The sequence below is a fragment of the Kitasatospora sp. NPDC047058 genome (assembly GCF_040643935.1).
In the GTDB taxonomy this organism is placed as follows: Bacteria; Actinomycetota; Actinomycetes; order Streptomycetales; family Streptomycetaceae; genus Kitasatospora.
The window spans coordinates 1-7,230 of sequence record NZ_JBEYVJ010000343.1 but is presented as its reverse complement, the minus strand read 5'-3'; the positions used below and the strand labels follow the sequence as shown (position 1 = coordinate 7,230).

The 7,230-nt window shown below is 71.9% G+C and carries 5 protein-coding genes; 3 read left to right on the top strand and 2 right to left on the bottom strand.

The genetic code is table 11. The features are described 5' to 3' along the window. Window positions 1-696 (top strand): DUF6882 domain-containing protein (locus tag ABZ885_RS32205; RefSeq protein ID WP_360196493.1); only part of this gene is annotated, 696 nt, incomplete at its 5' end. On the opposite strand, the gene ABZ885_RS32200 is transcribed toward ABZ885_RS32205, so the two are convergent. Continuing rightward, window positions 693-4,721: an ATP-binding protein gene (locus ABZ885_RS32200; protein ID WP_360196490.1), complete on the bottom strand. Its 4,029-nt coding sequence runs from the start codon at window positions 4,719-4,721 to the stop codon at window positions 693-695. The genes ABZ885_RS32205 and ABZ885_RS32200 overlap by 4 nt on opposite strands. Window positions 4,722-5,119: 398 nt before the next feature. Between ABZ885_RS32200 and ABZ885_RS32195 the strand changes: the two genes are divergently transcribed. Next, window positions 5,120-6,103: a GNAT family N-acetyltransferase gene (locus tag ABZ885_RS32195; protein ID WP_360196487.1), complete on the top strand. Its 984-nt coding sequence runs from the start codon at window positions 5,120-5,122 to the stop codon at window positions 6,101-6,103. After that, window positions 6,100-6,369, top strand: coding sequence for a hypothetical protein (locus ABZ885_RS32190; RefSeq protein ID WP_360196484.1), 270 nt, complete (start codon window positions 6,100-6,102; stop codon window positions 6,367-6,369). Before ABZ885_RS32195 ends, ABZ885_RS32190 begins: the two co-directional genes overlap by 4 nt. A gap of 309 nt (window positions 6,370-6,678) precedes the next feature. On the opposite strand, the gene ABZ885_RS32185 is transcribed toward ABZ885_RS32190, so the two are convergent. After that, complete coding sequence (locus ABZ885_RS32185; RefSeq protein WP_360196481.1) at window positions 6,679-7,176, bottom strand: NUDIX domain-containing protein; 498 nt, start codon at window positions 7,174-7,176, stop codon at window positions 6,679-6,681. Between the last annotated feature and the right edge of the window lie 54 nt (window positions 7,177-7,230).

The window sequence follows — 7,230 nt, the reverse complement described above, 5'->3', positions numbered from 1 at the left end:
CCGATGACCACGGCCTTCTCCGACGCTTTCCTGCACGCCGCCGAGTACCACGCGGCCTGGGGTGTGCAACAGCTGGAAATGATCGACCAGGCCTTCCCGGCCGGGCCGTGGACGGCGGATCTGGACCAGTGCCGCTACGAGTCCGGCGGCCGCAGCCTTCGGGTGGGACTCCTGGGCAGCTACGACCTGGCGGAGCAGACCTGGCTGTGGGGCTGGGCCAACCCGGGGCTGGGCGGCAGTGAAGTGGCCGCCGCCAGCGCGCGAATCGCCGAGTTCGGCCGCCGCCACGGCATCGCGGAGCTGCAGCAGGAGGGTGTGGAGCTGGCCGATTTCCCCGATCCGCGCCGAGCCGCAGAGACGTTGGCCTTCGTCGGCATGGCGGTGCTCGGCGCGCCCGGCTACATCGGCCAGGAGGCCGGTCCCGAGACCCGGGTCTACTTCATGCCGCAGGACCCGCAGCTCCAGCCTGCGCGGCTCGACCCGGTGGCCATGCCGCGCCATCTGCTGACCGGCGCACAGCTTTTCGCACGCTCGCCGCGGTTGGTGGTCGACGGCTGGTTCGCCCTGCACGGCGTCCGGGTGGAGGAGTCCGCCGACCGGATCACCGCGGCGTTGCCCGGCAGGGGCGCTGCGGTGGTCTCCTTCGACTCCGCCGGCCGTATCTCGGGCATCGACGCCGGACCGGTCTCCGCCTAGTTATCACTCCTCTGGGGCCAGGCGTCGCGGTCGCGGACGTGGTCGAACTCCTCGACCTCGGAGGCGAGGACGTCGAAGTGGGGGAGCGGAGCCCAGAGGCTGCGCTCGCCGATGACGTACAGGCGGCGTTTGGCGCGGCTGGCGGCGACGTTGAGCAGGTGAGGGGTGCGGGCGGCCCAGTCGCGGGCGCCGGGCCGGCCGCCGCCGAGGACGAGGATGACGACGTCGGCCTCCTTGCCCTGGGCCCGGTGGACGGTGGCGCAGCGTTCGTCGAGGACCTCGAAGGTCCAGCCGGGGCGGTCGTGGCAGATCTTCTTGCACTCGGCGACGAGGGCGCGGAAGGGGGCGATGATGCGCAGGCGTTCGAGGTCGACGTCGTGCTGGTCGAGGCGGTCGAGGACGAACTCGAAGGCGCGGCGGTCACGTTCACCCCAGGGGGCGTCGGGCGCGCGGGTGGGGTCGTCGGTGTTGAGCCAGCGGCTGGGCAGCAGACCGTCCCGCGCTTCGTCGGGGAAGGGTCTGCCCGGAGTGCCGTAGACCATGAGGCCGCCGTATGCGACCTCGTTGCTGATGGTGAACATCGGTTCCTCGCAGCGGCGGTGGACGCGCAGAGGCGATCCGACCCAGACGTGTCCGTCGTCGCCGCCGGGGGCGGGCAGGTAGGTGCCGTAGCGGTTGGTCCGGTCGGCGACGGCCTGGGCGGAGGTGGCTGAGGGAAGCCACTGCTCGTCGACGGCGTAGGCACGCAGCAGCCTGCGCTGAAGGGCCGTGGGCATGGTGACGACGGGTTCGAGCTGGAGCGGGTCGCCGACGAGCACGGCACGGCGGGCCCGCCACAGGGCACCGACGGCTGCCTGCGGGGTGGCCTGGCCGGCCTCGTCGACCAGGACCCAGCCGATGCTGCCCTGTCCGAGGCGGGCGAACATGCTGCCGATGGAGGAGAAGGTGGTGGAGACGACCGGGACCACGAGGAAGAGGGTCTGCCAGGCGCGCTCGACCTCCTCGTCGGGGATCGGCCCGTTGGTGTTCGTCATCAGCTCCATGAGGACCTGGAGATTGCCGTGGACCTTCTTCGCGGCCCCGGCGACGAGGGCGCGGTGCAGGTCGAGGGCGCGCAGGAACAGGTCGCTGCGGGCGGTCGACCAGGCCTCGTCGGACCAGGGTGAGCCGAGCTCCTGGTCGCGCTCGTCGAGGTGGAGCCAGCCGACGGGCAGGGAGGGCAGCGTCGTCGCGGTCTCCCGCAGTTGGTTGTGGCGGGCGTCGAGGTCGGCGAGGGCGGCGTCGAGGTCGTGCCGGGCCGCCATGGCGGCCGTGCGGGCGCGCGAGAGGTCGGCGGCGGCCGCGTTCTCCTGAGCGAGGGCGGTCTGCTCGCGGGCCTGGGCGGCGGTGATCGCGAGGGCAGCGCTTGCGACGGCGGTTCCGGCTTCGGCGTGGAGGTCGAGGGCCAGGGCCTCGGCACGGACGGCGTCGCCGACTTGTTGCACAGCACCGTCGAGGGCGCGGCGCTGTTGGACCAGCAGGTCCAGGATCTCGGCCTGGGTGCGTTCGCGGTGCTGCTCGGCGGCCAGTCGGTCGGCGGGGCTCTGCAGCAGCCGCCGCAGACCACCGCGCAGGCCGCGTTCGACGGTCGGCGGCGTGTCGGAGCGGGTGGTCAGAAGGTCCACGTACTCGCGGTGGTGCGCGGCCAGCTCCCGGGCCCCGGACAGCTGGGCGCGAGCAGCCGCCAGCTCCTGTCGGGCCCGGGGAACGCGCTCGCCGGCCGCGTGGTGTTCGGCCCGGGCTGTCGCGGTGGCGGCATGGGAGTGCGCGACGGCGGCGTTGGCCGCCTCCAAGCGGGCCACGGACGCGCCCACCCGCTCGTCGGCCCGCCCGATCGCGGCCTCCAGATCCGCGATCCGCCGTCCGGACTGCGGGGACTCGACGGCCTCCAGTGCAGCGGCCAGCCGGATGCGCTGCGCGCGCAGCTGCTCCACCTCGGCCTCGGCCGCGCGGAACGCGGCGACGGCCTGGCGCCACGACGGGACGGGCTGGGCCGTGGCGGCCGACGGGACGGGCTGGGCCGGGGCGGCGGCCGGGGCGGACGGTGCGACGGCGCCGGCACGGGTGGCGTCAGGGCGGCGTCCGCGGGTCGTGGCGTTCGGCGGGGTCCAGTCGCCGAGGACCGCCTTCATGCCGCGCAGCGGCGGCAGGCCGGCGGCGGTGCGGGCGTCGGTCTCCTTCTCCGGGAGGCGGCCCCACCAGAACCGTTCGCTGAACTCCTTGCGGTTGGTCTTGTTGCCGAGCACGGCCGCCACCAGACCCCAGGCCGGCGCGCCGCCGAGGAGCGCCGAGGCGAGATCGGAGAAGTGGTCCGGACCGCCCCGCCAGTGCTCGCCGAGTGCGTCCAGGCCGGGTAGTTCGGCGGTGATGTTCTCCACCGCACCGTTGTTGGAGGAGGTGACCACGATCTCGAACCCGGTCAACCGCGGGTCGAGCCGGGCGACGAAGCGCTTGTGCCTGCCCTGCCGGTCCAACCCCTGCCATGCCCGGCCGGTGAACGCCTGCCAAGGCCGGTCCAACGTGGCCATCACCGCGGCCCGCTCGACGACCAGGGCGGCCACCAGGTCGCGCAGCATCGTGGTCTTTCCGGTGCCCGGCGGGCCGTTCACCGAGAACATCCCGCCCTCGCTGCCAACGCGGTCGGCGAGCATGCGGTCGACCGCGAACTGCTGGCTCAACGCGAGCGGGAACCGCGCCGGTGAGGGCCACCGCCCGGCCGGCACCAGAGCCGGAGCCACCCCGGCCAGAACGACCTCGCGCTCCTGCCGGACATCCGTACGCGCCGACACGTCGACGGCACCCAGCTCGGTCAGGTAGGCGTCCAGCGCCGGCCCCAGCCCCTTGCCGGCCGCCGCGCGCACCCGTGCCAGGTCAGGCGGAAGAAGGCTGTTCAGGAACGGTGCAGCGGCGGCGGCCTTCGTCCGCGGATCACGCGGACGATGGACCAGCCGGCTGCGCACGCGGATCACCCGCGGCCGCAGGTACGCCTCCACCCCGCACAGGTCCGCGATCTGCGCCGTCAGCGCCACCAGGTCGGCCAGCCGTACCGCCCGAGGACCGGCATCGTCCTCCTCCGTCAGCGCACCCGGAGCCGGTGGCGCGGGCTCCGCGGCAGCGGCGTGTACGGCGTCGACCGAACGGCCGTCCTCCTCCGCGTGCTCCGGGTGCTCCGCGAGCTCCGTGGCGGGACGGCGGGCGGCCGCCCAGTCGGCGGCGCGCCGGACGAGCGGCTCCGCCGCACCCTGCACCGCTGCGCCGACGACCTCGCCGAACAGTGCCCCGACCGCGCCCACGGCCGCACCGCCCAGGATCTCGGCCAGCAACTGCTGCCAGCCAGGGGGCCTTGACGCCGGTGAGGGGTCCGTCGGCGTCGGCGGGTGGGGCTGATGGGCGGTCACGGCGCCGGGCCCCTGGGCGTAGGGGACGGCAGTGGCGGCCAGCGTGTCGATCGCGGCGCCGAAGGCTTCGTTCAGGTCGTCGAAGCCGTCCAGCCACCCCGGTGCGGCCGGCCCGGGATCGAAGAGCCGGCCGGTGGCCCACGCGCACGCGGAGATCACCGAGGTGTCGTCGACCGGCCGGCCCTCTTCGTCCAGGACCAGTGCGAACATCGCACTCTGCCCGGACAACACCAGCTCCGAATCCGGCACTCCGGGGTCGGGGTCGGTTCCTTCCGGCAGCACCGCGATCATCGCCTGGCGAAGCAGCTCCAGATCGAAGAGTCCGCCGTACACCTCGTGGCGCCACATCTTCCCGTACGGTGCCCGGCGCTTGGCGGTGGCCGGGTGGTCCGAGTCCCACGGCAGGGGCAGGAGTGCCTGGCCCGGCTGAGGGGTCACGTCCACGACGTACTCGTCCGAGGGACCGGAACGCGCGGCGCGGCGTCGGCGCGGCAGCGACGGGATGCTCGGCGGGCTGAACAGCTCGATCGCACGCCAGCACTCCAGCAGAGCCTCCCGGCGACGCTCCTGCGTGTGTCCGCTCCGCACCCACTGCCCCCCGTGTCGAACCTGCTGCACCCGGCAGCTTCGTGCGCCGATCAGCTGCCCGCAGAATCTACCGGACTGCCGCCACCGGAGCCGAGCCCAGGTCAGGTCCGGCCAGTGCCGCTGCGGGGAGCCACCGGGCCGTGCGGATCCGGAGTGGTGGTGCAGAGGACATGTGGGGCGCATCCCTCGTCGCCCTCGTCCGCTCCGGAGCCGAGTTCAAGAACGGCCCTCCTGGTCGAACGGGAGGAGCCCACCGCAGCCCGATCACACGTCAACCGATTGTCGCCCTCGTCCGCGCAAGGGCCCGCTTCGAACGCGGTCAACTCGTTGAACGTCCGCAGACGACCGCGGCATGAATAGGGTGGCGGACCTGCCTCGAAGTTCGAGACCATCCGGTCATGTCGGATGACACACCAGGACGGGACCTTCCGGTCGGCTTCGGGTTCCGGCCGTATCACGGCGGCGAAGACCACGGCGCCATGGCCGCGGTGCGGCTGGGGTGTGCTGAACATGACGGGGTCGATGCCCATTCGGTTGTGGAAGGGCTCCCGACGGCAGCCGAGATCGCCGAAGCCTCCGCCAAGCTGGAGGAGCCGTCCAAGAACCAGACCCTGGTGGTACACGACGGGAGAGTCGTCGGCTACTCGACGATCCGGTGGTGGCAAGAGCAGGACGATACGTGGCTCTACCTGCACCGCGGCTACCTCTTGCCCCAGCATCGCCGCCAGGGCATCGGCTCAGCCATGCTGAGCTGGGCCGAGGAGCGGATCCACCAGCTCGTCGAACAGCATGGAACGACTCGGACGGCAGTGATCGGCGCGAACGCTCTGGTCTCCGAGCAGGACGCCACCGCCCTTCTCCTCGCAGCCGGCTACCGACGTGTCTTCAGCCTGGTCGAGATGGAATTGGGCGATCTGCAGCAGCTGCCCGAGCGGGACAGCGAGCTGCCGGCCGGGATACGGACGGGACCGATCGGGGCAAGCCACTACCGTGCAGCCTGGAGGACGGTCGTCGATTCGTATGCGGATGCCGGTTTCACTCAGAAATGGCCGTTCCAGGACTTCGTCGACACCGCCGACCCGACATGCTGGAGGGCTGCATGGAACGGGCAGGACATGGTCGGCGTCGCCCTCTGCTCCGTCCGCCGCCACGACCACACCGTGGGCGAGATCGAAGAGCTGAGTGTCCGGACGGACCAGCGACGCCTCGGAATCGGCCGGGCCCTGCTGCTGGACGGGCTGCGAAGCCTTCGTGAGCAGGGTGCAACGACCGCCCGGCTGTTCACGGGCACGGCGAATCCGCACCGGTCCTACCACCTTTACGAGAGCGTGGGGTTCCGGCGGCAGAACGAGCACGTCCGCTACCGCAAGCCGCTTGCTTGACCGACCGGTCCTTGGGCGGTCCGATCAGTCCACAGGATTTTCCAATTCCTCGGTTCGACCATCCCGACCCCGACTACATCGCACCTGAGCCGCTCTCCTTCTTGAGCATGGTCGCCGGGACCATGCAGGTATGGAAGCTGCCACCCACCGACCGCTGGCTCGCGTTGGCCATCGGCCAGGCCGATCCGGAGTTCCCGCTCCAACTGATTGCTGCTGTCGGTGAGGCGACCGCGTTGGGGTGCAACAACGACAGCCACGGCAGGTGAGTTCGCCGACATGTCAGTCTCAGGCGGCTCACCTCGCCTGGTGGCACCCATCCGTTCTGGACTGTGGGCGGGGCAGCTTGGTAGGGCCGCCCGTCGCGCCAAGAGCCCACAGCACACCCGCGCGCTTGCGGTCGTAGTAGCGGCGCGAGTCCGCACTCATCGGCGTGTCCCTGCTGGTCACGTTCTCCCTTTCGCAGTGGGGGATCGCGGTGGTGGGGCGCCGGCGCCGTCAGGGTTCGGCGTAGCCGTGGAAATTCGGTGCGGACCGGGCGGCGACGAGCCGGCCGGCACGGTGCCGGCGGGCGCCGGTCACCTCTCGACGAGCTGCCGTTCTCCGGAGGCCGGGTCGAATCCGTGGGTGGAGAATGCGGGCCCGCCGGCCAGGTACGCCTCCACCGCGGTCTTGGAGATCGGGAACATCGGGCTGGGCAGGACGTCGGCAGCGGGGTGCCAGCGCACCTCCAGGTGCTTGTCCGGCTCGAGGTTGACCAACTCGCCCGCGAACTCGCTGGTGGTGAAGACGAACAGCATGAACCCGCCGTGCCCGTCCCAGCCCTCCTTGACCTGGATGGTGTGCACCAGGCGCAGGTCGGACGGCCGGGCGATGAGCCCGGCTTCCTCACGCAGCTCCCGGGCGGCGGCGTCGGGGATCTCCTCACCGGGGTCGACCTTCCCACCGGGGAGCGTCCATACGGCGCCCGGCATCCAACTGCGCTGGGCGTAGTGGACGGTGGCGATCCGGTCGGTCGTGAGGTCGTGGGCGATGACGCAGACCGACAGCCTGCTCGTCTCGAGCGGCTGTTCCACGTCTCCACCAAGCTCAACCGCTCGCACGTGGTGACCGGCGCCCGCGCGCTGATC